Source organism: Agromyces mediolanus (assembly GCF_044917495.1).
Lineage (GTDB): Bacteria > Actinomycetota > Actinomycetes > Actinomycetales > Microbacteriaceae > Agromyces > Agromyces mediolanus_B.
In genome coordinates, this window is record NZ_JAVSSI010000016.1 from 19,516 (window position 1) to 40,880 (window position 21,365).

Sequence of the window (21,365 nt, forward strand, 5' to 3'; positions counted from 1 at the left end):
GCAGAGTTCCATCCCGAACCGGTCGACGGAATGCCCACCGGAGTTCCAAGCTGGTCACCCATCAAAGGAGATGCCCCCAAATGAGAAGAACCCTCACGGCGATCGGCGCAAGCGTCGCCGCGCTCGCCCTTCTTGCCGGTTGCAGCGCCGGCGGCGCCGGTGAGCAGCCGGCCGATGGCGAGGTCACCCTCGAGATGTGGTCGTGGGACCCGGGGATGGCCGACATCGTCGACGTCTGGAACTCGGAGAACCCCGACATCCAGGTCAAGCTCAGCGACCCTGCCGGCGGCGACGAGCTCGTCAGCCGCATCCTCACCGCCCACAAGTCGGGCGACGCGGCCGACATCGTCAAGGTCGAGTACCAGTCGCTCCCCGCGCTGATCGCGAACGGCGTGGCCGCCGACATCACCGAGTACGTGCCCGACGCCGCGAAGGACTTCACCCCCGGAGCGTTCGCGCAGGTCGAGTTCGAGGACAAGACCTACGGTCTCCCCCAGGACTTCGCACCGCTCGTCTTCTTCTACCGCCAGGACATCTTCGAGCAGTACGGCCTGAAGGTCCCGACCACCTGGGACGAGTACGCGGCGACCGCTCGTGCGCTGCACGCCGCCGACCCCTCGAAGTACCTCGGCACCTTCAGCTCGACCGACCCGGGCTGGTTCACCGGGCTCACCCAGCAGGCCGGCGCCAACTGGTGGAGCGCCTCCGGCGAGACCTGGACCGTCGACATCGACGACGACGCCTCCGTCAAGGTCGCCGACTACTGGCAGGGGCTCATCGGCGAAGGCGTCGTCAAGGGCGACCCCTTCTGGTCCCCGCAGTGGAACAAGGAGATGGACGACGGCACCTACGCCGGCTGGATCTCCGGCGCCTGGGCCCCCGCGCAGTTCGGCGGCATCGCGCCGAACAGCGCCGGCAAGTGGGTCATGACCTCGCTGCCCGCCTGGACCGCCGGCGACACGACGACGGGCATCTGGGGCGGTTCGGCCACCGCCGTCACGACGGACTCGAAGCACCCCGCCGAGGCTGCGAAGTTCATCGACTGGTTCAACACCAGCGACGAGGCGCTCGCCCTCCAGGTCGAGAAGATCAACATCTTCCCCGCCGCCCTGAACGGACAGCAGCTCGACGCGCTGAAGACCCCGCCGGCCTACATGCCGAACCAGCCGAGCTACTACGCCGACGTGGCCGCGATCGCCGAGAGCGCGCGCAGCTTCGACATCTGGGGGCCGAACGCCACCGTGACCTTCGGTGCCTACAACGACGGCTTCGCCAAGGCGATCACCGACGGGACGGCCTTCAGCGAGGTGCTGAAGACTATGCAGACCGTCACGGTCGACGACATGGAGAAGCTCGGCTTCTCGGTCGAGAAGTGACCCCGGCGGGGAGGCCGGCTCGGCCTCCCCGCCCCATCCAGTCCCCACCCGGGCCACGAAGGAGCAAAGTGGGCACCAGCACCGCGCCCGAGACGGCGGCCTCGAGCCGTCGCCGATCGGCGACCACCCGGCGGCGATCCCGCAGAAACACCGGCTTCGCGCTGGCCCTCCTCGCACCCGCGCTCGTGCTGCTCGCGTTGTTCACCTTCGCGCCCGGCATCTACGCCTTCATCCTGAGCCTGCTGCAGCGCCGCGTCTCCGGGGGCCTGCTCGGCGGCGAGACCAGCCTGGAGTTCGTCGGATTCGCGAACTACCTGGCCACACTCGGCGACGCCGAGTTCTGGGCGAGCCTCGGACGCATGCTCGTCATCGCCGGCATCGGCGTGCCCGCCACGATCATCCTCGCCGCCCTCTTCGCGCTCTGCCTCGACGCCGACCGCACGCGCCTCGTGGGCGCCTGGCGCATCGCGATCTTCCTCCCCTACGCGGTGCCCGGGGTGATCGCCTCGCTGCTCTGGGGCTTCCTCTACCTGCCCGCGACGAGCCCCATCGGCGGCGAGGTCGTGGACTACTTCGGCGGCACCGAGGTCTTCTTCTCCGTCGCGAACATCGCGGTGTGGGGCGTGGTCGGCTTCAACATGGTCATCATGTACACGGCCCTCCGCGGACTGCCCCGCGAGATGTACGAAGCCGCGAAGCTCGACGGCGCCGGCGAACTGCAGATCGCGCTCCGCGTCAAGCTGCCCATGATCAAGCCGGCCATCGTCATGTGCTCGCTGTTCTCCGTGCTCGGCGCGCTGCAGCTGTTCAACGAGCCCACCACGCTACGGCCCCTCGCGAACGCCATCTCGTCGACCTGGGTCCCGCTCATGAAGGTCTACACCGACGCGTTCGTGCACGACGACATCTACGGCGCCGCGGCGACGTCGCTGCTGCTCGTGGCGCTCACCGTCGCCGCATCGGTGCTCGTCAACAGCATCGGCTCCGCCATCGGACGCTCCGGCCAGAGGAAGAAGTCATGACCATCGCCCTCGACCGCACCGAGACGCCCGTCGCGCACGGCGACGCCGGGCACCCCCGCGGACGCACCGCGCGCACGACCGCGCGCCGCCGCACCAACCTCTTCTCGACGGCCGTCCTCGTCATCGGCGCGCTCTACTGCGTGCTGCCGGTGCTCTGGATCCTCGTCGCCGCGACCAAGTCCCCCGCCGAGCTGTTCTCGACGCCGACCGCGGTCCCGTCGTTCACCGGCGGCTTCTGGGAGAACCTCACCGGGTTGTTCGCCTACAAGGACGGCGTCTTCGGCCGTTGGATGCTGAACTCGGCGCTCTACGCGGGCGGCGGTGGACTGGCGTCCACCCTCATCGCCGCGGCCGCGGGCTACGCGCTCGCGAAGTACCGGTTCCGCGGCTCGACGTGGATCTTCCGCCTCATCGTCGCGGGCGTGCTGCTGCCCCAGATCATGCTCGCCATCCCGCAGTACCTGCTACTCGCCCAGGTGGGCCTCACGAACAGCTACCTCTCGGTGATCCTGCCCCTGCTGGTCAGCCCGTACGCGATCTACCTCTGCAAGATCTACGCCGAGTCCTCGGTACCCGACGAGATCATGGAGGCCGCCCGCATCGACGGCGCCTCGGAGTGGCGCATCTTCGTCTCGACGGGTCTCCGCTTGATGGCACCGGCCCTGGTGACGGTCTTCCTGCTCCAGTTCATCGCGATCTGGAACAACTTCCTGCTGCCGTTCATCATGCTCACCGACGACACGAAGTTCCCGCTCACGCTGGGCCTGTTCGCGATGCTGCGCTCGGGGGCGTCCCAGGCGGCGCTGTACTCGCTCGTGATCATGGGCACGCTGCTCGCGATCATCCCCGTGGCGATCCTGTTCCTGTCGCTGCAACGCTACTGGCGGCTCGACCTGCTCTCGGGCGGCGTGAAGGCGTAGCGGCCGGTGGATGCCTCGTGCGGCCAGCCGCCCGAGGCATCCGCTCAGCGCTGCGGAGTGCTCTCGCGGAGCATCGGCCGGGTCGGGATGACGTTGCGGCGGAGCTCGCTCGGGCCCGCCGTTGCGCGATGGACCGCCTCTCGTGCGACCTCGTCGAGCGGCACGTGCACGGTCGTGAGCTTCGGCACGACATCGCGCAGCGTCGTGATGTCGTCGAATCCCGCGACGCCGAGCTCCTGCGGCACGGCGATGCCACGCTCGCGCAGGCTGGCAAGAGCGCCGAGCGCGACGTCGTCGGAGATCGCGAAGACCAGGTCGGCCGCGGCGAGCGCATCCCGGTCGAAGCCGTGCAGCAGCGAGTGCGCACCCTGCCAGCTGAACTCGGGATGCAGCACGCGCTCGGCGGGGATCTCGACGCCGACCGAGGCGAAGCCGGCGATGAAGCCGTCGACGCGTTCCTGCAGCGAGCGCAGCGGGGCCGCGGAGCCGAGCACCAGTGGTGTGCGGTACCCGCGCCCCGCGAGCTCCACGGCGAGTCGGTGCGCGCCGTCGTAGTTGTCGAAGTCGACGGTCTCGAAGGGCATGTCCGAGCGGCTGATCAGCACGACCCGCCCGCCCGTCTCCTGGTACCGGGCGAGCTCGGTCTCGAGCGCGCGGTCGGCCGGGGCGTCCAGGTAGCCGGTGCCGGCGAGGATGATCGCCCGCGGCTGCTGCCCGCGAAGCTCGCGCACGAGCTCGAGCTCGCGGTCGAGGCGGCGGTCGCTGACGGCGAGGGAGACCCTGAGGCCCACCTCCTCGGCCGCTCGCATGATGGCTGCGGTCATCGCCGCGAAGTAGGCGTCGGCGACGCTGCTCGTGATCAGAGCGATCGTGCGCGACGCGCCGCGGGCGACCGCCTGGGCGGCGAGGTTGGGGGTGTAGCCGAGTTCGCGTGCGGCATCGAGCACGAGCGTGCGCGAACGGTTGTCGACGCGCTTGGCCGATCCGTTGATGACGCGGGACGCGGTCGACTGCGAGACGCCGGCGAGGCGAGCGACGTCGCTCAGTGTCACCGGTCGGCGGGAGGAGCTGGCATCGGCGGTCACGAGGGAAGCCTACCGGGCGGAGACGGGAATGCGCATTCCTGCTACGATCTGATGCATGCATAGTGGCGACCGCGCGTACCCGGACCTGCAGCTGCTCATCGACGGGCGGTGGATCGGCGCCGACGAACGAGACACCGTCGACGTCGAGAACCCGGCCACTCGCGAACACATCGGGCGGGTGCCCGTGGCCGTGGAGGCCGACGTCGAGCGCGCGCTCGACGCAGCCGACCGTGCCTTCGTGCCGTGGCGCGACACCTCACCGCACCGCCGGGCGGCGATCCTCATGCGGGGTGCGCAGCTGCTGCGCGAACGGCGCGAGGAGATCGCCGTCGCGATGACGCTCGAGAACGGCAAGCCGTACGGTGACTCCCTCGGAGAAGTCGACTACACCGCCGACATCATCGACAGCCTCGCCAGCGAGGCGCCGCGCACCTACGGCCACGTGCTGCCGACGGCGGCCGCGGACGGCCGCACGCTCGTCGTCTCGGAGCCCATCGGCCCGGTCGCCGCCTTCACACCCTGGAACTACCCGCTCACCGTGCCCGGGCGCAAGGTCGCCGCCGCGCTGGCCGCGGGCTGCACCGTCGTGATCAAGCCGGCCGAGGAGACCCCTGCGAGCGCCGTAGCGCTCGCCCGGGCGCTGACCGACGCCGGCCTGCCCGACGGCGTCCTGAACGTGCTCTTCGGCGACCCCGCGGCGATCTCGGCCCGGCTCATCGCCTCGCCCGTCATCCGCAAGGTCTCGTTCACCGGATCGATCGGCGTCGGCACGCTCGTGGCGAAGCAGGCGGCCGGGCTCGCGAAGCCCGTCATGCTCGAGCTCGGCGGGCACGCCCCGGTGCTCGTCTTCGACGACGCCGATGTGGAATCGGTCGCGGTGCAGGCGCTCGGGGCGAAGATCCACAACACCGGTCAGTCGTGCGGCTCGCCCGTCCGCTTCTACGTGCACGAGCGCGTGCACGAACGCTTCGTGGAGCGATTCGCCGCCCTGCTCGACGCCGTTCGCGTCGGCGACGGCTTCGACGACGCCACCGAGATGGGCCCGCTCGCGAACTCCCGTCGGCTCGCCGCGATGGCCCCGTTCATCGACGACGCGCTGGCGCGGGGGGCGACGCTCGCCGCGGGCGGTCCGGCCGATGGCGCCGGCTACTTCGTCCGCCCCACGCTCCTCGCCGGGGTGCCGGACGACGCACTCGTGATGCACGACGAGCCGTTCGGCCCGATCGCCGCGACCAGCACCTTCACCGACGAGGACGAGGTCCTCGCCCGAGCGAACGGGCTGCCCTACGGGCTGGCCGCATATCTGTTCACCGCGGACGCCGACCGCGCGTTGCGCATTCCCCGCGGGCTCGACGTCGGCATGGTGAGCGTCAATCGGTTCGGCGTCGGCGCGAGGGACACCTTCTTCGGTGGCCGGAAGGCGTCCGGCTTCGGCTCGGAGGGCGGCCCTGAGGCCGTCGACGAGTACCTGGTCCGGAAGCTGATCGCGCAGGGCTGACCCGGACGGCGTCCCCGGACGCTCTCGTCCGGGGACGAGCGCCGCACACCAGGGCACGGCAGCCGAGCGTCCGCTTGCGCCCGCCGAAACGCGACGAGGGGGCGGATGCCGAAGCATCCGCCCCCTCGTTCGCGAGAAGCGGGACCCTAGAAGTCCCAGTCCTCGTCCTCGGTGTTGACCGCCTTGCCGATGACGTACGACGAGCCCGACCCGCTGAAGAAGTCGTGGTTCTCGTCGGCGTTCGGCGACAGCGCCGAGAGGATCGCCGGGTTCACATCGGTGACCGACTTGGGGAACATCGGCTCGTAGCCGAGGTTCATGAGCGCCTTGTTGGCGTTGTAGTGCAGGAACTTCTTGACGTCCTCGGTGAGGCCGACGCCGTCGTACAGGTCCTGCGTGTACTGCACCTCGTTGTCGTAGAGCTCGTAGAGCAGCGAGAAGGTGTAGTCCTTGATGTCCTCGCGCTCGGCCTCGCTCACGAGCTCCAGCCCGCGCTGGAACTTGTAGCCGATGTAGTAGCCGTGCACGGCCTCGTCGCGGATGATGAGGCGGATGAGGTCGGCCGTGTTGGTGAGCTTCGCCCGGCTCGACCAGTACATCGGCAGGTAGAAGCCGGAGTAGAACAGGAAGCTCTCGAGCAGGGTCGAGGCGACCTTGCGCTTCAGGGGCGAGTCGCCGCGGTAGTACTCCATCACGATGGAGGCCTTCTTCTGCAGGTTCTCGTTCTCGACCGACCAGCGGAACGCGTCGTCGATCTCCTTCGTCGAGCAGAGCGTCGAGAAGATCGAGGAGTAGCTCTTCGCGTGCACCGACTCCATGAAGGCGATGTTCGTGTACACCGCCTCCTCGTGCGGGGTGAGCGAGTCGGGGATGAGCGAGACCGCGCCGACGGTGCCCTGGATCGTGTCGAGCAGGGTGAGGCCGGTGAAGACGCGCATCGTGAGCTGCTGCTCCTCGGGCGTCAGCGTGTTCCACGACTGGATGTCGTTCGACAGCGGCACCTTCTCGGGCAGCCAGAAGTTGTTCACCAGGCGGTTCCAGACCTCGAGGTCCTTGTCGTCCTGGATCTTGTTCCAGTTGATCGCGTTGACGTGGTCGACGAGCTTGATCTTGCCGGCGTGCGCCGGGTCGTTCCGCGCAGAGTTGACCGGGTCGGTGAGAGTCATCGGTGGGGGTCCTTCGTTCCAGCCGTTAGAGCGTGCAGCTCACGCACATGTCGAGCTCGGTGCCCTCGAGGGCCATCTGCCGCAGGCGGATGTAGTAGATGGTCTTGATGCCCTTCTTCCACGCGTAGATCTGCGCGCGGTTGATGTCGCGCGTGGTCGCCGTGTCCTTGAAGAAGAGGGTGAGCGAGAGGCCCTGGTCGACGTGCTGCGTCGCCGCGGCGTAGGTGTCGATGACCTTCTCGTAGCCGATCTCGTAGGCGTCCTGGTAGTACTCCAGGTTGTCGTTCGTCATGAAGGCCGCCGGGTAGTACACGCGCCCGAGCTTGCCCTCCTTGCGGATCTCGATCTTCGAGGCGATCGGGTGGATCGACGCCGTCGAGTTGTTGATGTACGAGATCGAGCCGGTCGGCGGCACCGCCTGCAGGTTCTGGTTGTAGATGCCGTGCTCCTGGATGGAGGCCTTCAGCGCGCGCCAGTCGTCCTGCGTGGGGATGTGCACGTTCGAGTCGGCGAACAGGCCCGCCACCTTCTCGGTCGCCGGCACCCACTCCTGCTCGGTGTACTTGTCGAAGAACTCGCCCGAGGCGTACTTCGAGTCGGCGAAGCCGTCGAACACCTCGCCGCGCTCGATCGCGATCGTGTTCGAGGCGCGCAGCGCGTGGAACAGCACCGTGTAGAAGTAGATGTTCGTGAAGTCGACGCCCTCCTCGGAGCCGTAGAAGACGCGCTCGCGGGCGAGGTAGCCGTGCAGGTTCATCTGGCCGAGGCCGATGGCGTGCGACTTGTCGTTGCCGTCCTCGATGGAGCGCACCGAGGTGATGTGGCTCTGGTTCGACACCGAGGTGAGGCCGCGGATGGCGGTCTCGACGGTCTTGCCGAAGTCGGGCGAGTCCATGGTGAGGGCGATGTTCAGCGAACCGAGGTTGCAGCTGATGTCCTTGCCGATGACGTCGTAGGAGAGGTCCTCGTGGTAGGTCGTCGGCGTGTTCACCTGCAGGATCTCGCTGCACAGGTTCGACATGTTGATGCGGCCCTTGATCGGGTTCGCCTTGTTCACCGTGTCCTCGAACACGATGTACGGGTAGCCCGACTCGAACTGGATCTCGGCGAGGGTCTGGAAGAACTCGCGCGCATTGATCTTCGTCTTCTTGATGCGGGCGTCGTTCACCATGTCGCGGTAGTTCTCGGTGAGCGGCACGTCGCCGAAGGGCTTGCCGTAGACCTTCTCGACGTCGTACGGCGAGAAGAGGTACATGTCCTCGTTGTTCTTCGCGAGCTCGAAGGTGATGTCCGGCACGACGACGCCGAGGGACAGCGTCTTGATGCGGATCTTCTCGTCGGCGTTCTCGCGCTTGGTGTCGAGGAAGCGCATGATGTCGGGGTGGTGCGCCGAGAGGTACACTGCGCCGGCGCCCTGACGCGCGCCGAGCTGGTTGGCGTAGCTGAAGCTGTCTTCCAGCAGCTTCATCACGGGGATGATGCCGGAGGACTGGTTCTCGATCTGCTTGATCGGCGCACCCGACTCGCGGATGTTCGAGAGGAGCAGCGCCACACCGCCGCCGCGCTTGGAGAGCTGCAGCGCCGAGTTGATGCCTCGGGCGATCGACTCCATGTTGTCCTCGATGCGGAGGAGGAAGCAGGAGACGAGCTCGCCGCGCTGCGCCTTGCCCGTGTTCAGGAAGGTCGGCGTGGCCGGCTGGAAGCGGCCGGCGATGATCTCCTCGACGAGGTCGATCGCGAGCTGCTCGTCGCCGCGGGCGAGGCCGAGCGCGGTCATCACGACGCGGTCCTCGAAGCGCTCGAGGTAGCGCTTGCCGTCGAAGGTCTTGAGCGTGTAGCTCGTGTAGTACTTGAACGCGCCGAGGAAGGTCTCGAAGCGGAACTTCTTCGAGTAGGCGAGGTCGTTGAGCTTCTGGATGAACTCGAACGAGTACTCGTCGAGCACCTCCTGCTCGTAGTACTCCTTCTCGACGAGGTAGTCGAGCCGCTCCTTCAGCGAGTGGAAGAAGACGGTGTTCTGGTTGACGTGCTGGAGGAAGTACTCGCGCGCCGCCTCACGGTCCTTCTCGAACTGGATCTCGCCGTTCGGGCCGTAGAGGTTCAGCATCGCGTTGAGCGAGTGGTAGTCCATTCCGCTCGACACCCGGGGCGCCTCGATCAGCGCTACGCCGTCAGTCGTTGCTGCTGTGCTTGCCAAAATGCGTCCAATCCCTCGTCGACGGCGCGAACGTCGTCTGGTGTTCCGAATACTTCGAAGCGATACAGATGCGGCACGGCGCACTTGGCGGCGATGATGTCGCCGGCCAGGCAGTAGCCGGTGCCGAAGTTGGTGTTGCCGGCGCCGATGACGCCGCGGATGAGCGCCCGGTTCGCCGGGTCGTTCAGGAAGCGGATGACCTGCTTCGGGACGGCGCCGTTGCCGTCTCCTCCGCCATAGGTCGGGACGACGAGCACGAACGGCTCGTCGGCGCTGAGCGGCTCATCGCGCGCGAACAGCGGGATGCGATCGGCCGGGCGGCCGAGCTTCTCGATGAAGCGCTGCGTGTTGCCCGAGACGCTCGAGAAGTAGACCAGGTTCGTCATGTTCCCTCCCTCACGTCGTGCACGGCCGGATCTCGTGGAGCTCACCGACCGCCATGACTACGCGAGGCGGGCGGCCAGCTCGTCGATCTTGTCGGGACGGAAACCCGACCAGTGGCCGTCGTCGGTGATGACGACCGGGGCCTGCAGATAGCCGAGCTCCTTGACCTGCGCGAGCGCCTGCTCATCGACAGACAGGTCGAGCACTTCGTACTCGATGCCCTTGCTGTCGAGGGCGCGATACGTCGCGTTGCACTGCACGCAGGAAGGCTTGGTGTAGACCGTGACCGTCATGGGTTCCCCTCGTTCTCTCGAGCCCCGCGGAGGAGCTCGCCCCCGGTTTCTAGCTGATGTCTTCGATACTACATCTTGTGTTCACCCGACGGTGAGGCCACAACATGCTGTAGTTACATTCGTGTAGTTATCCACGGGGTTATCCACTGGATTTCCCCAGGACGACCGAGCCAGATCGGCGGAAATCCGCCCTTCCGACCCCTGTTATCCACAACGTCGGCGGACTTCGAAAAAGTCCATGTGGAGAGTCGCCCCGGCGTGTCGCGGCGTGTCGCCGATCCCCAAGACCTTGGGGCTCCTGCTGAGCCGACCCCTACATCTGGTGTTGTGGGATCAGCTTCCCACCGACCACCGACATTCCGGCGTCGACACGCGCCGCGAGCGCTGCACGTCCGTGCATCCGCGGCGCTCGGGCGCCCAGCAGCGCGACGCCGAGCAGCGCGAGCGAGACGAGGGCCGGCGCGGGGGCGAAGCCCACGACGAGCGCCGTGCCGACACCGAGCACTCCGGCCGGGACGGCGAGCCAGGCGGGCACGCGCGGCAGCGCGTCCGCGAGGGCCGTCAGGAGGGGCATCCGCTCCGAGCCGGCCGGGCCCGCACCCGCGGGCCGATCGTTCCCGGACCCCGGTGCCGGGCGGCGCGGCACCCGCTCCCAGCGGGCGAAGGCGCGCACCGCGAGCGCGGTGACCGCCGCGGCCCCGACGAGCCAGAGCGGACGGCTCGCCCACCACTCGGCGCTGAGCGGCTCGGGCAGCGCGAGCCCGAAGCTCGCGTTCGCCGCGAGCAGCCCCGCCGCGAGCAGCACGAAGGCGGGCAGGTGCCAGAGGTACATCGTCATGCCCCACTCGCCGAAGCTCGCGACCGCGCGCGCGGGGCCGCGGCGCTCCGCCCAGCGACCGAGGGGCCGGCGCACGAGCGAGAAGAGGGCGAGCTGCGCCGTGCCGAGGAGCACGAGGCAGATCGTCGGCGGGTTGAGGTTCTGCAGCAGGTCCGGCGTGTACGGGCCGGAGAGGGTGATCGCGAGCAGGCCGCCCAGCGCGCAGGCCGCGAGCCGCAGGCGGGCAGCCACCGGCATCCGGTCGACCGTCCCGTCGGCGAGCAGGAAGCCGAGCTGCTGCATCGCCAGCCAGACGAAGGCGAGGTTCAGGAAGCCGAGCGCCTCCACGCCCGTGGCGAAGCGCAGCGCGTCGACGGCGACGACCGCGGCCACGAGCGCGCCGATCGTCACGCCCGGGCGCCACTCGTGGAGGCGCACCATGAGCGGCACGAGCGCGGAGGCGCCGAGGTAGACGGCGAGGAACCAGAGCGGCTGGCCGATGCGGAACGACGCCGTCTGCACGATCTCGGCCGGCACCCCCGCCGCGGCGAGCGCGGCCAGCGCGAGCCCGACGACCGCGACGAGCGGCACCGCGGGACGCACGAGCCGCGTGATCCGGTCGCGCACGAAGCTCGCCGGTCCGATGCCGCGGGCCCGGCGCCGCTGCCAGGCGGTCCAACCGGAGAAGCCGCCGATGAGGAAGAAGAGGGGCATGATCTGCACGACCCAGGTCGCCGGGGCGAGGAAGTCCCAGCCCTCGAGCGCGTTCTCGAGCACCGGCCCGCCGGGTCCGACGCTGACGCCGACCATCATCGCGTGCAGCAGGAAGACGACGGCGAGGCATCCCGCCCGCGCCGCATCGATCGCCCGGTCACGTGTCGGCGTGGCGCCCGTCGCAGTGCGTCCAGCGGCACCCGCCTCGATCGTCGCGTGCATCGGGATCCCCTCCGCCGGCGGTCCCTCCCCCGGCTCCCGCAGGCTATGGACGCGGTACGGGCCGGGGCATCACCCGGTGGAACGGTTCGTGCCCCCTACCGCGGTAGGGGGCACGGAGCGGCGGATGGCCCGCCAGTCGGATGCGAGGCGAGGATTCCGCGAAGACCGGATGACGCGGATGACGCACGATGCGAACGCCGCGAACGACGCGGATGCCGCCGACGCCGTGGACGCCGCGGGTCCCGCCGCTCAGCGCGCGGGCGAGACGAGGCCGGTGTCGTAGGCGAAGACGACGGCGTGCACCCGGTCGCGGAGCCCGAGCTTCTGCAGGATCTTGCTGACGTGCGTCTTCACCGTCTGCTCGGCGATGAACAGCTCGGCCGCGATCTCCTGGTTCGAGCGCCCCCGCGCGATGCGCACGAGCACCTCGCGTTCGCGCTCCGTGAGCGCCGAGAGCAGGTGCTCGTCGACGGGGCGCGCGGGCGCCTGCTTCGCGACGTCCTCGATGAGCCGCCGGGTCACGCTCGGCGCGAGCAGGGCCTCCCCCGCGGCGATCACGCGCACGGCACGGGCGACCTCGTCGGGCAGCGCGTCCTTCAGCAGGAACCCGCTCGCCCCGGCGCGGAGCGCCTGGTACACGTACTCGTCGATGTCGAAGGTCGTGAGCATCAGCACCCGCGGCACGTAGTCGCTCGACCGCGGCGGCGTCTGCAGGGCGCGGGTCGCCTCGATGCCGTTCACCCCGGGCATCCGCACGTCCATCACGACCACGTCGGGCCGCAGCTCGTGCGCGAGCCGCACCGCCTCCTCGCCGTCCGAGGCCTGGCCCACCACCTCGATCCCGGGCTGGGCGTCGAGCACGGCGGCGAAGCCGGCGCGCACCATGGCCTGATCGTCGGCGACGAGCACGGTGATGGTCATCCGGCGGTTCCTCCATCGGCACGGTCTGCGGTGGACGGCCCGGAGGCCGCCGCCGCGGCGACGGGGAGCACGGCGCTCACCCGGAAGCCGCCCGGCTCGGTCGACCCCGCCTCGATCGTGCCACCGACGAGGCGCGCCCGCTCGCGCATCCCGAGCAGACCGTGCCCGCTCCCGCCCTCCGCGCGGCCGGCGGCCGCACGCTCGGCGGCCTCTGCGTCGGGAGCCCGGGTGTTCACGACCTCGACGACGAGGCGCGCCCCGTCGCCGTGCACCTCGACGGCGGCCTCCGCGCCGGGCGCGTGGCGGAGCACGTTGCTGAGCGCCTCCTGCACGATCCGGTAGGCGGCCTGACCGACCGCCGTCGACACCGGCGCCGTCGTCACGATGCGGGCGTCGACGACGAGGCCGGCGCGCCGCACGCTCGACACGAGGGGGCCGATCTCGGCGAAACCGGGCTGCGGAGCGGTCTCCGCCTCCGCGTCCGGGTCGCGGAGCACGGCGAGGAGCTCCCGCATCTCCGCCATCGCGGCCCGCGCGTTCGCGGCGATCTCGCCGAACTCCGCCGTCGCGGCCTCGTCGAGGCCGCTCAGCCGGTACGGCGCGCTCGTCGCCTGCACCTGCACGATCGACATGCGGTGCGCGACGACGTCGTGGAGCTCGCGGGCGATGCGGGTGCGCTCCTCGGCGACGATCCGGCGCTCGTGCTCGTTCGCGCTCGTGCGCCGCTCGGCCTCGAGCGTGTCGGCGACCCGCGCGCGGAGCACCCGGAGGAGCCAGGCCAGTCCGAGCACGCCCGCGCTCACCGCGGCCCCGGTGACGAAGCTCGCCGCGATCGTCGAGGGCTCCTCGGCGCGCGCGGGCGGCAGCACCGCGGCGATCGAGCCGAAGACGGTGCCGCCCCAGAGCACGACGGCCGGCAGGAAGCGGCCGCGCAAAGCGAGGATCACGAGACCGGCGCAGAGCGCGAGCAGCATCGGGACGCTGATCGGCCAGGGGGCGCCGGGCGGCGGCACGGCGAGCGCGAAGAACGCGGCCTGCCCGCCCAGCCCGGCGATCGCGCCAGGCCAGGCCCAGTGCATCGCGAGCGGCAGGCTGCCCGCCGCGAGCAGGGCGACGCCGAACGCCGCGGCGACGGGCACCCCGTAGAGGGAGGCCGAGACCGGCACCAGCACGGAGAAGAGCGCGACCGCGACGAAGATCACGGCGAACCAGCTGAGCACGAGGCCCGGCCAGGCATCCGTCTCGGTGAGCCGGGGGCGGCGGCGCGGCGGCGCCGGCGCGGTCGCGGGCTCGGCGGATGCCGCGACGAAGCCCTCCGGCGGCGCGGGCGCCTGCGGGGCTGCGGGGGCGGCGGGATCGGTCATGGCACCATGCTCGCACCGGCGCGGGCCCGGGGCATCCCCCGGCGGTGGTGTTCGCGCCCCCTACCGCGGTAGGGGGCGCCGGCTCAGCCCTTCGCCGCCTTCGCGGCCTTCGCCTGCGCCTTCATCTCCTGCTTGTGCGCCCGCACCTTCTGCAGCGACTCGGGACTCACGATGTCGGCGACCGAGGCGAAGCTGCCCGCCTCGCCGTAGCCGCCGGCCGCTTCCCGCCAGCCCGGCGCCTCGAGGCCGCACTGCTTGCCGAGGAGGGCGAGGAAGATGCGCGCCTTCTGCTCGCCGAAGCCGGGCAGCGCCTTCAGCCGCTTCAGCACCTCGGCGCCGCTCGGCTCGCCGCGCGTCCAGATCTGGCTCGCGTCGCCGCCCCACTCCGTCTCGACCGCGGCTGCGAGCTGCTGCACGCGGCCCGCCATCGAGCCCGGGTAGCGGTGCACCGCCGGCGTCTGGCTGAAGAGCTCGACGAGTCGCTCCGGATCGGTCGCGGCGATCGTCGCCGGGTCGATCGAGCCGAGGCGCTCGCGGATCTTCTGGGGACCGGCGAACGCGGTCTCCATGGCGACCTGCTGGTCGAGCAGCATGCCCGTGAGCAGGGCGAAGGGATCGTTCGAGAGCAGCTCGTCGGCCGACTGCTCCCCCGTGATGTGCAGTGCCATGCCGTCCATCCTCCCACCCGATCCGGCCGATCGGGGATGGCGGATGTCGGCGGATCGTGCTCGGATGGCCCCGTCGGAGGCATCCGGCGATCCACGATCCCACCGCACCCCGCGAACCAGGAGGAGGCATCATGCCGCTCGAGATGGACGTGAAGATCGAACTCATCCACGTGCCCGTGAGCGACGTCGACCGCGCGAAGGCGTTCTACGTCGAGCAGTGCGGCTTCGTCGCCGACCACGACGTGCGGGTCAGCGAGACGCTGCGCTTCGTGCAGGTGACCCCGCCGGGCTCCGCGTGCTCGATCGCCTTCGGCGAGGGGCTCGGCGCGACGCTCGCACCCGGGTCGCTCGACGTCATCCAGGCGGTGATCGCCGACGCGGATGCCGCGCTCGCGCAGCTGCGGGCGGCGGGCGTCGACGCGCAGGGCGTCGACGAGCAGGTCTGGGGGCGCTTCGTGACGTTCACCGATCCCGACGGCAACCGCTGGACCCTGCAGCAGCTGCCCGCGCGCGACTGAGCGCCGGCGGCCGAGCGCCGCCGTCGTCGACGCACCGGGGGCGGACCGGGACACCGCCCGCCCCCGGCACGCCGACGGCCCCCGCCCCATGCGGAGCGGGAGCCGTCTGCGGGCTTCGGGTCTGCCCCGGCATCCTCAGGACGCCGTTGCCGATCCGATCAGCCGGCCTGCTTGACGATGTCGAGCAGGTTGGGGTTGTTCGCGTACGCCTCCGCCGCGTTCTCCTTGGTCACGATGACCGGAGCGAGGAGGTACGCCGGCACGACCTTCACGCCGTTGTCGTACTGCTCGGTGTCGTTGACCTCGACCTCTTCGCCCTTCTGGAGCTGCTGGATCATCTTGATCGTCTGCTCGACGAGGAGCGAGGTGTCCTTGTTGATGGTCGAGTACTGCTCACCGGCCATGATCGACTTCACCGACTCGACCTCGGAGTCCTGACCGGTCACCGTGATCTTCGAGATGTCCTTGCCGGCCTGCTTCGCAGAGGTGATGATGGCGCGGGCGAGGGTGTCGTTCGGCGACAGGACGCCGTCGATGTTCGCCGAGGTGTAGTTCGCGGCGAGGATCGAGTCCATGCGGCTCTGCGCGTTCTCGGCCTTCCAGCCCTGCGTCGCCGTCTGCTGGATGTCGGTCTGCCCCGAGGCCACCACGAGCGTGCCGTCGTCGATCTTCGGCTGCAGCACCTTCATCGCGCCGTTGAAGAACACGGCCGAGTTGGCGTCGTCCGGCGAGCCGGAGAAGAGCTCGATGTTCCACGGCGCCTCGTGGCCCGAGCGGGCGGCGAGCCCGTCGAGGAGCGCCTGGCCCTGCAGCTCGCCGACCTTGAAGTTGTCGAACGCGACGTAGTAGTCGACGTTCGGCGTGTTCTCGATGAGGCGGTCGTAGGCGATGATCTTCACGCCCGCGTCGGCGGCCTGCTGGAGCTGGGTGCCGAGCTGCTTGCCGTCCTTCGCGCCGATGACGATGACCTTCGCGCCGTTCGTCACCATCGCCGAGATCTGGTTCTGCTGCTCTGCGACGGTGTTGGAGGCGGGTGCGTACTGCACGTCGGGGGTGAAGCCGGCCGCCTTCAGGCCGTCCTCGAAGAGCCCGCCGGCGAGCACCCAGTTCTCACTGGTCTTGTCGGGCAGCGCGATACCGATCGTGGCGTCGGCGGCGAAGCCGGCCGCGTCGGTCGCCTCACCGCTCGACCCGCCGCCGCGGTCGGACGAGCAGCCCGAGAGCGCGAGGGCGGCCGCTGCGGCGACCGCGGTGGCTGCGAGAGCGATCTTCTTCATTGATCAGTCACTTTCTCTTGGTGTCCCGGGGCAGCTGCCACGGGAGGGGGAGGTGCGTTCCGGCGTCCGTCGCGGCCGGGGCGGCGACGGTGCCGGGTCAGAGCCGGGCGACGTCGCGGGGCTCGGACGATTCGTTGGTGCCGGAGCTCGGCACGACGGCGGGCGGTTCGGTGGGACCCTGCTCCTCCAGCCGGGCGCGGCGACGGCGCGACGACCAGAGGCCGAGGATCGACGGCCGGCCCTGGCTCTTGCTCCAGACGTCGACGCCGACGGCGAGGAGGAGCACCATGCCCTTGATGATCTGCACCCAGTCGGCGCCGACGCCGAGCAGCTGCAGGCCGTTGTTCAGGAACGCCATCACGAGGCCACCGATGATCGAGCCGATCACGGTGCCGATGCCGCCCGAGACCGCCGCGCCGCCGATGAAGACGGCCGCGATGGCGTCGAGCTCCCAGCCGTTGCCGTCCTGCGGGCCCGAGGCGGTGGAGCGGGCGACGAAGATCATGCCCGCGAGCGAGGCCAGCACCGACATGTTCATCATGACGAAGAAGTCGACCCGGCGGTCCTTCACGCCCGAGAGCGTCGCCGCGAGGCGGTTGCCGCCGACCGCGTAGATGTGGCGGCCGAAGACGGTGCTGCGGGTGATGAAGGAGTAGAGGATGACGAGGAGCACGAGGATGATGCCCGAGATCGGGAAGCTCGTGCCGGGGCGGCCGGTGGCGAAGAGCCAGGCGGCCCAGAGGATGACGCCGGCGAGCAGCACGATCTTCACGACGCTCACCCACATCGGCGCCTGCGGCGAGCCCATCTTCTTCTGCACGCTGCGCAGCCGCAGCTCGTTGTAGACGATCCAGGCGGCGCCGAGGAGACCGAGCGCCATCGTCGCGTAGTTGAACGCGGAGCCCGCGACGTCGGGCAGGTAGCCCGCGCCGATGTAGGTGAACTCGACCGGCACCGGCGTCGTGGTCGACTGGCCGATCCACTGGTTTCCGCCGCGGAAGATCAGCATGCCCGCGAGGGTCACGATGAACGCCGGCACCCCGACGTAGGCGACCCAGAAACCCTGCCAGGCGCCGACCGCGGCGCCGACGAGGAGGCCGAGCACGATGGCGAGCGGCCAGGGCAGGTTCCAGTCGGACATGGCCTTCGCGACGATGATGCCGGTGAACGCCGCCACCGAACCGACCGACAGGTCGATGTGGCCCATGATGATGACCATCACCATGCCGATCGCGAGGATCAGGATGTAGCTGTACTGGTTGACGACGTTGATCAGGTTCGTCGAGGAGAGCGTGAGGCCGGTCCCCTTGATGAGCCACGTCAGCAGCTGGAACAGCGCGATGATGACGACGAGGCTGCCGAGGATGCCGAACTGGCGGAGCGTCGACTGGCCGTTGCCGAACATCTTGCGGAGGTCGGCGAGGCCGCCGCGCTTCTCGGTCGTCGTGGCGCCCGTGGGGGTCGCGCCGGTCGGAGTGGTCATGCGTTCGCCTTCTTCTTCGCGGAGGTCATGCTGCGCATGAGCGCCTCCGGGGTCGCCTCGGACACGGGCAGGTTGTCGGTGATGCGGCCTTCGAAGACCGTGTAGATGCGGTCGGCGATGCCGAGGAGCTCCGGCAGCTCGCTGGAGATGAGGATGACGCCCTTCCCCTGCGCGGCGAGCTGCTGGATGATCGTGTAGATCTCGTACTTCGCGCCGACGTCGATGCCGCGGGTGGGCTCGTCGAGGATCAGCAGGTCGGGGTCGGTGAACATCCACTTCGCCAGCACGACCTTCTGCTGGTTGCCGCCGGAGAGCTTCGCGACGCCCATGTCGACGCTCGGCGACTTGATGCGCAGCTGCTTCCGGTAGCTCTCGGCGGTCTGCGCCTCCTTGAACTCGTCGACGACGGCGAGCCGGGAGATCTTCCGGAGCTTCGCCGAGACGATGGAGCGCTTGATCGTGTCGAGGAGGTTCAGCCCGAGCACCTTGCGGTCCTCGCTGACGTAGGCGAGGCCGTGGTCGATCGCGGACTCGACGTCCTTCAGCACGATCTCCTTGCCGTCCTTCACGATCGTGCCGGCGAGGTAAGTGCCGTAGGAGCGGCCGAAGATGCTCATCGCGAGCTCGGTGCGGCCGGCGCCCATGAGGCCGGCGAGGCCGACGATCTCGCCCCGGCGCACCTCGAGGTTCGAGCCCTTCGCGACGAGCCGCTCGGGCACCTGCGGGTGCTGGATGGTCCAGTCGCGCACCTCGAAGAACACCTCGCCGATGTGCGGCGTGCGGTCGGGGTAGCGGCTCTCGAGGGAGCGGCCGACCATCCCGCGGATGATCCGGTCCTCGTCGACGTCGCCGCCGTGCACGTCGAGCGTCTCGATCGCGTGCCCGTCGCGGATGATCGTGATCGCGTCGGCGATCTGCTCGATCTCGTTGAGCTTGTGGCTGATCATGATCGACGCGATGCCGCGGCCCTTCAGCCCGAGGATGAGGTCGAGCAGGTGCTGCGAGTCGTCCTCGTTCAGCGCGGCGGTGGGCTCGTCGAGGATGAGGAGCTTCACGTCCTTCGCGAGCGCCTTCGCGATCTCGACGAGCTGCTGCTTGCCGACGCCGAGGTGCTTGATCTGCGTGTCGGGGTTCTCGGAGAGGCCGACGCGGGCGAGCAGGTCGAGGGCCTTCAGCTTCGCCGCCGACCAGTCGATGCGGCCGCCGCGGGCGATCTCGTTGCCGAGGAAGATGTTCTCGGTGATCGACAGCTCCGGGATGAGCGCGAGCTCCTGGTGGATGATCGCGATGCCGGCCTGCTCGCTCTGGCGGATGTCCCGGAACTGCACCTCTTCGCCCCGGAAGAAGATCTCGCCGGTATAGGTGCCGTGCGGGTAGACCCCGGAGAGCACCTTCATCAGCGTCGACTTGCCGGCGCCGTTCTCGCCGCAGATCGCGTGGATCTCGGCGGGCATCACCGTGAGGGAGACATCGCTCAGCGCCTTCACGCCGGGGAACTCCTTGGTGATGGAGCGCATCTCCAGGATGGGCGGCGGCGCGTTCATCGGCTGCCCGCTCGGGCGCTGGTCGTCATCGACGGAATCACTGATCTGGACCTCGGTGTCAGGGTGTGCTGCTGTGTGTGACGTGCCCGTGTGACCGTTCACATCGACACCATGCTGCATCCGCCGGGCGGGCGTGTCAAGCCGATGCTCCGAACGGGCCGGATGTGCCGCTCAGCGCGAGGCGGCCGTCGAGCTCGGCCGGGCGGGCGCGTGGGCGGCCGCGGTCGAGCCGCGCACGACGAGTCTCGGCACGATGTCCTCGACCTCGATCCGCTCCGCACCGTGCACCTGGTTCAGCAGCAGCGCGACCGCCCGGCGGCCGATCTCGTGGAAGTCCTGGTACACGGTCGTGAGCGTCGGCGCGACGTGCTTCGCGACCGGGATGTCGTCGAATCCGACGACGCTGACGTCGCCCGGGACGTCGAGTCCGGCGTCCCGGAAGGCGTGCATCAGCCCGATCGCCATCTCGTCGTTGGCGGCGAACACGGCGGTGAAGTCCCGGCGGCGGACGAGCTCGCTGCCCGCGTAGTAGCCGAAGTCGGCGGTCCAGTCGCCGAGGATCGGCGGATGCAGGCCGAGCTCGGCGTCGTCGATCGCCTCGAGGAAGCCGCGCATCCGCGCCTCCGCCTCGATCCAGTCCTGCGGGCCGGCGAGGTGCACGATCTCGCGATGACCGAGCCCGATCAGGTGCTGCGTCGCGCGCCTGGCGCCCGTCACCTGGTCGACGGAGAGCGCGAGGTGGTCGCGCCGGCCCGTCGACTGCAGGCTCACGAACGGCACGCCGATCGACGAGGCGGCGAGCACCTCGAACACCCGCACCTGCGGCGCGATCACGACGAGCCCCTCGATCGCCTGGAGCATCAGGTGCTCGATGGCGTCGGCGATGCCCGCCGGCGAGGTGTCGGCGAGGTTCGCGGTGTTCACGTGGTAGCCGTGCTCGCGCGCGGCATCCTCGATGGCGGCGATGCTGGTGGCGGGCCCATAGGTGGTGCTCATCGCGGCGAGCACGCCGATCGTGTTCGAGCGGCTCGTCACGAGCGTGCGGGCGGCGCGGTTCGGCCGGTACTGCAGCGTCTCCATCGCCTGGAGCACGCGCTCCCGCGTCTCCGGGCGGATGCTCGGGTGATCGTTCAGCACCCGGGAGACGGTCTGGTGGGAGACCTCGGCCAGGCGCGCGACATCGCGGATGCTGGGCGCACGCCCGCGGTCCTGGGGAGGAGACACCTGTTCGCCGATCCGGATGTGCACGTTCACATCGCTGTCGCATCCATTATGCACGCCCCGCCCCCGGCGTACAGCTCGACGATGTGACAGTCACAACGGGCGGTCGAATCGAATCGACTCTGCTCCCGGGCGTGAGAGCGCGCTCACCAAATCCCTGCGACGGCATTCGGGTACTTTCTGCGGGTCAGGCCTTCCCGGCACGCGCAAATACCGACCGCACGTCGCGGGACGTCGCGCAGGAGGCACGCGCGCGGACCGCGGGAAGCGGGGCGACAGTGGATGCCGGTCGCGGGATACAGTGTTTGCAGTTCAGGTCGAAACGCTCTTCTGCGGAGAAGGCCTTTCGCCGTCACCCGAAAGGCAGCCCATGACCAACGGAACTCCATCGCGCATCGCCCTGCCCCGGCCTCGGGACTGGGCGATCGCCGGCGCACTGTTCGGCTCCGCCGCTGCCGCAATGGTGACTGCACTCGCGCTGCTCGTCGGCGGAGTCGCGCTGGTCGTCGCGATCCTCCGGCTCCGTCAGCGTCCGCCGCGCACCTCGATCGTGCTGGTGAGCATCGCGATCGCCGTGTGGCTCCTCGTCACGATCGTCGCGGTCGCGGCGGGGATCACGGCGATCACGCAGACCGGTACTCCCGACGTCGTCCTCGAGCCATCCTGAGCTGCGGA

At 69.6% G+C, this 21,365-nt stretch carries 19 protein-coding genes; 6 read left to right on the top strand and 13 right to left on the bottom strand.

What is annotated here, in order from left to right:
* The first annotated feature begins 80 nt into the window (after positions 1 to 80).
* The 3 genes from ROT00_RS16745 to ROT00_RS16755 all read left to right on the top strand — a co-directional run bounded on the left by ROT00_RS16745 (position 81) and on the right by ROT00_RS16755 (position 3,318).
* Positions 81 to 1,376, top strand: coding sequence for an ABC transporter substrate-binding protein (locus tag ROT00_RS16745; protein WP_404776175.1), 1,296 nt, complete (start codon positions 81 to 83; stop codon positions 1,374 to 1,376).
* A 68-nt stretch (positions 1,377 to 1,444) separates the two neighbouring features.
* Entirely contained in the window at positions 1,445 to 2,398 is a 954-nt protein-coding gene (locus tag ROT00_RS16750; RefSeq protein WP_404776176.1) for a carbohydrate ABC transporter permease, read from the top strand.
* Positions 2,395 to 3,318 carry a carbohydrate ABC transporter permease gene (locus ROT00_RS16755; RefSeq protein WP_404776177.1) on the top strand — a complete coding sequence of 308 codons (924 nt, stop codon included), beginning with the start codon at positions 2,395 to 2,397 and terminating at the stop codon, positions 3,316 to 3,318. The genes ROT00_RS16750 and ROT00_RS16755 overlap by 4 nt, the downstream gene beginning before the upstream one ends.
* A 44-nt stretch (positions 3,319 to 3,362) precedes the next feature.
* Here the strand turns inward: ROT00_RS16755 and ROT00_RS16760 are convergent, their stop codons facing one another.
* The gene (locus ROT00_RS16760) at positions 3,363 to 4,403 is read right to left on the bottom strand and encodes a LacI family DNA-binding transcriptional regulator (protein WP_404776178.1); all 1,041 of its coding nucleotides are present in this window, start codon (positions 4,401 to 4,403) and stop codon (positions 3,363 to 3,365) included.
* A 55-nt stretch (positions 4,404 to 4,458) separates the two neighbouring features.
* On the opposite strand from ROT00_RS16760, the gene ROT00_RS16765 reads away from it, so the two are divergent.
* The gene (locus ROT00_RS16765; RefSeq protein WP_404776179.1) at positions 4,459 to 5,901 is read left to right on the top strand and encodes an NAD-dependent succinate-semialdehyde dehydrogenase; all 1,443 of its coding nucleotides are present in this window, start codon (positions 4,459 to 4,461) and stop codon (positions 5,899 to 5,901) included.
* Between the two features lie 146 nt (positions 5,902 to 6,047).
* Here the strand turns inward: ROT00_RS16765 and nrdF are convergent, their stop codons facing one another.
* The 8 genes from nrdF to ROT00_RS16805 all read right to left on the bottom strand — a co-directional run bounded on the left by nrdF (position 6,048) and on the right by ROT00_RS16805 (position 14,656).
* On the bottom strand, positions 6,048 to 7,067 hold the full coding sequence (gene nrdF / locus ROT00_RS16770; RefSeq protein ID WP_404776180.1) for a class 1b ribonucleoside-diphosphate reductase subunit beta: 1,020 nt from the start codon (positions 7,065 to 7,067) through the stop codon (positions 6,048 to 6,050).
* 25 nt (positions 7,068 to 7,092) lie between these two features.
* Positions 7,093 to 9,198 (bottom strand): class 1b ribonucleoside-diphosphate reductase subunit alpha, encoded by a 2,106-nt coding sequence (gene nrdE / locus ROT00_RS16775; RefSeq protein ID WP_404776208.1) that lies wholly within the window; start codon positions 9,196 to 9,198, stop codon positions 7,093 to 7,095.
* Between the two features lie 32 nt (positions 9,199 to 9,230).
* The gene (gene nrdI / locus ROT00_RS16780) at positions 9,231 to 9,650 is read right to left on the bottom strand and encodes a class Ib ribonucleoside-diphosphate reductase assembly flavoprotein NrdI (protein WP_404776181.1); all 420 of its coding nucleotides are present in this window, start codon (positions 9,648 to 9,650) and stop codon (positions 9,231 to 9,233) included.
* 57 nt (positions 9,651 to 9,707) lie between these two features.
* Positions 9,708 to 9,941 (bottom strand): glutaredoxin-like protein NrdH, encoded by a 234-nt coding sequence (gene nrdH, locus ROT00_RS16785; protein ID WP_189085724.1) that lies wholly within the window; start codon positions 9,939 to 9,941, stop codon positions 9,708 to 9,710.
* 313 nt (positions 9,942 to 10,254) lie between these two features.
* Positions 10,255 to 11,694, bottom strand: coding sequence for an acyltransferase family protein (locus tag ROT00_RS16790; RefSeq protein WP_404776182.1), 1,440 nt, complete (start codon positions 11,692 to 11,694; stop codon positions 10,255 to 10,257).
* A gap of 249 nt (positions 11,695 to 11,943) precedes the next feature.
* The gene (locus ROT00_RS16795) at positions 11,944 to 12,615 is read right to left on the bottom strand and encodes a response regulator (RefSeq protein WP_404776183.1); all 672 of its coding nucleotides are present in this window, start codon (positions 12,613 to 12,615) and stop codon (positions 11,944 to 11,946) included.
* On the bottom strand, positions 12,612 to 13,979 hold the full coding sequence (locus tag ROT00_RS16800) for a sensor histidine kinase (RefSeq protein ID WP_404776184.1): 1,368 nt from the start codon (positions 13,977 to 13,979) through the stop codon (positions 12,612 to 12,614). The genes ROT00_RS16795 and ROT00_RS16800 overlap by 4 nt, the downstream gene beginning before the upstream one ends.
* A gap of 83 nt (positions 13,980 to 14,062) precedes the next feature.
* Positions 14,063 to 14,656, bottom strand: a complete 594-nt coding sequence (locus ROT00_RS16805) for an HhH-GPD-type base excision DNA repair protein (RefSeq protein ID WP_404776185.1) — start codon at positions 14,654 to 14,656, stop codon at positions 14,063 to 14,065.
* A 134-nt stretch (positions 14,657 to 14,790) separates the two neighbouring features.
* Here ROT00_RS16805 and ROT00_RS16810 point away from each other — a divergent pair, with 134 nt between their 5' ends.
* Entirely contained in the window at positions 14,791 to 15,165 is a 375-nt protein-coding gene (locus tag ROT00_RS16810; RefSeq protein WP_404776209.1) for a VOC family protein, read from the top strand.
* A 158-nt stretch (positions 15,166 to 15,323) separates the two neighbouring features.
* Here the strand turns inward: ROT00_RS16810 and ROT00_RS16815 are convergent, their stop codons facing one another.
* The 4 genes from ROT00_RS16815 to ROT00_RS16830 all read right to left on the bottom strand — a co-directional run bounded on the left by ROT00_RS16815 (position 15,324) and on the right by ROT00_RS16830 (position 20,693).
* Positions 15,324 to 16,442, bottom strand: coding sequence for a substrate-binding domain-containing protein (locus ROT00_RS16815; protein ID WP_404776186.1), 1,119 nt, complete (start codon positions 16,440 to 16,442; stop codon positions 15,324 to 15,326).
* 97 nt (positions 16,443 to 16,539) lie between these two features.
* Entirely contained in the window at positions 16,540 to 17,925 is a 1,386-nt protein-coding gene (gene mmsB, locus ROT00_RS16820; protein WP_404776187.1) for a multiple monosaccharide ABC transporter permease, read from the bottom strand.
* Positions 17,922 to 19,442 carry a multiple monosaccharide ABC transporter ATP-binding protein gene (gene mmsA / locus ROT00_RS16825; protein WP_404776188.1) on the bottom strand — a complete coding sequence of 507 codons (1,521 nt, stop codon included), beginning with the start codon at positions 19,440 to 19,442 and terminating at the stop codon, positions 17,922 to 17,924. The genes mmsB and mmsA overlap by 4 nt, the downstream gene beginning before the upstream one ends.
* 198 nt (positions 19,443 to 19,640) lie before the next feature.
* On the bottom strand, positions 19,641 to 20,693 hold the full coding sequence (locus ROT00_RS16830; protein ID WP_404776189.1) for a LacI family DNA-binding transcriptional regulator: 1,053 nt from the start codon (positions 20,691 to 20,693) through the stop codon (positions 19,641 to 19,643).
* Positions 20,694 to 21,150: 457 nt separating this feature from the next.
* Here ROT00_RS16830 and ROT00_RS16835 point away from each other — a divergent pair, with 457 nt between their 5' ends.
* On the top strand, positions 21,151 to 21,357 hold the full coding sequence (locus tag ROT00_RS16835; protein WP_404776190.1) for a hypothetical protein: 207 nt from the start codon (positions 21,151 to 21,153) through the stop codon (positions 21,355 to 21,357).
* Positions 21,358 to 21,365: the final 8 nt, after the last annotated feature.

Excerpts from the sequence above, each read along its gene's own strand:
- ROT00_RS16745 (WP_404776175.1), top strand. The coding sequence starts at position 81 with ATGAGAAGAACCCTCACGGCGATCGGCGCAAGCGTCGCCGCGCTCGCC.
- ROT00_RS16755 (WP_404776177.1), top strand. The coding sequence starts at position 2,395 with ATGACCATCGCCCTCGACCGCACCGAGACGCCCGTCGCGCACGGCGAC.
- ROT00_RS16765 (WP_404776179.1), top strand. The coding sequence starts at position 4,459 with ATGCATAGTGGCGACCGCGCGTACCCGGACCTGCAGCTGCTCATCGAC.
- nrdF (WP_404776180.1), bottom strand. The coding sequence starts at position 7,067 with ATGACTCTCACCGACCCGGTCAACTCTGCGCGGAACGACCCGGCGCAC.
- nrdE (WP_404776208.1), bottom strand. The coding sequence starts at position 9,198 with ATGGACTACCACTCGCTCAACGCGATGCTGAACCTCTACGGCCCGAAC.
- nrdI (WP_404776181.1), bottom strand. The coding sequence starts at position 9,650 with ATGACGAACCTGGTCTACTTCTCGAGCGTCTCGGGCAACACGCAGCGC.
- nrdH (WP_189085724.1), bottom strand. The coding sequence starts at position 9,941 with ATGACGGTCACGGTCTACACCAAGCCTTCCTGCGTGCAGTGCAACGCG.
- ROT00_RS16790 (WP_404776182.1), bottom strand. The coding sequence starts at position 11,694 with ATGCACGCGACGATCGAGGCGGGTGCCGCTGGACGCACTGCGACGGGC.
- ROT00_RS16795 (WP_404776183.1), bottom strand. The coding sequence starts at position 12,615 with ATGACCATCACCGTGCTCGTCGCCGACGATCAGGCCATGGTGCGCGCC.
- ROT00_RS16800 (WP_404776184.1), bottom strand. The coding sequence starts at position 13,979 with ATGACCGATCCCGCCGCCCCCGCAGCCCCGCAGGCGCCCGCGCCGCCG.
- ROT00_RS16805 (WP_404776185.1), bottom strand. The coding sequence starts at position 14,656 with ATGGACGGCATGGCACTGCACATCACGGGGGAGCAGTCGGCCGACGAG.
- ROT00_RS16810 (WP_404776209.1), top strand. The coding sequence starts at position 14,791 with ATGGACGTGAAGATCGAACTCATCCACGTGCCCGTGAGCGACGTCGAC.
- ROT00_RS16815 (WP_404776186.1), bottom strand. The coding sequence starts at position 16,442 with ATGAAGAAGATCGCTCTCGCAGCCACCGCGGTCGCCGCAGCGGCCGCC.
- mmsB (WP_404776187.1), bottom strand. The coding sequence starts at position 17,925 with ATGACCACTCCGACCGGCGCGACCCCCACGGGCGCCACGACGACCGAG.
- mmsA (WP_404776188.1), bottom strand. The coding sequence starts at position 19,442 with ATGCGCTCCATCACCAAGGAGTTCCCCGGCGTGAAGGCGCTGAGCGAT.
- ROT00_RS16835 (WP_404776190.1), top strand. The coding sequence starts at position 21,151 with ATGGTGACTGCACTCGCGCTGCTCGTCGGCGGAGTCGCGCTGGTCGTC.